The organism is Variovorax sp. P1_H2, assembly GCF_056405295.1.
In genome coordinates this window covers 1-934 of the sequence record NZ_JBFUCJ010000295.1, presented here as the reverse complement: position 1 = coordinate 934, position 934 = coordinate 1, and the positions used below count along the sequence as shown (strand labels likewise).

Here is a 934-nt window from a genome sequence, read left to right as displayed (position 1 = left end):
CCCGGAAGAGCATCAGTGAGTTGAACACTGCGATCAACGTGATCAACAAGGCGCCGGTGCTGCGGGATGCTGCCGAGATCGGTCTGTTGGCGGTGGACGTGGTGACGCTGGGGGAGTTTGCTGCGGCCAAGGTGTTGACGTCGTCCGTTGTAAAGCAGATTGTGCTTTCGCGCACGGGGAAAGAGTTGGCGGACGACGCGGCGGCGCGAATTGCGAATAATTTCTACCGCGACGGAACGGAGCTTCCTCAAGCCTTGGCAACATCCAACGGAGCAATAATTCAGGCAACCCCCGGGCGCACCACCACAGTTCTTGGCACATTTAAGGACGACACCGGAAATATCTTGAATCAGCAACTAGGCTATCCCAAGACAATGAACTTCGCCGGCGACAAGACGGGAGGGTTCAATTTGCTGAATGTGCCAGATGATTTGTACACAAAATTGGGTCCGCAGGAATTTTGGAAACAGATAAATCAACCTTTCCTTGATGCTGCCGTCGCGCGAGGCGATGAGATATATCTCGCAACGAAACCGAACGATATCAATGTTATCAATCCGACTTCGTTCGACGGACTTTCTGGTTTTGGTCGGGAGTACGACTATTTAAAATCCAGAGGCTATGTGTACAATGAATTACTTGGCCGCATGTGCCTTGGGGGATGCAAATGAATACACCAATAACCATCGCCTCTGAAGAGAAAATAATCTCCATGGCCGGCAAAATTCCCGGTTCGGTTCTTAAAAAAACCCCATCGGAAATCAGGGTTTCTATAGGGCAAATTGCGCTTACATTTTCTCGGCAAGATCAGTATGGAGAGTCAATTATTTGCACATTTGGCATAGGGGTTGTCGATTTTCACGCGGTAGACGTATTCCGTGCTGCGGAGATCGTTTGGAGTGATATTTCTATAGCAAATGACTTTAATTTTGGT

General features: G+C 49.3%; 2 protein-coding genes. Both read left to right on the top strand.

Going from position 1 to position 934, the window contains the following annotated elements; genetic code table 11:
- Nucleotides 1-671, top strand: a 671-nt coding sequence (locus AC1D2E_RS35985) for a hypothetical protein (protein WP_478201813.1), incomplete at its 5' end; no start/stop codon positions are given.
- Between the two features lie 41 nt (nucleotides 672-712).
- Nucleotides 713-934 (top strand): hypothetical protein (locus AC1D2E_RS35980; RefSeq protein ID WP_478201812.1); only part of this gene is annotated, 222 nt, incomplete at its 3' end.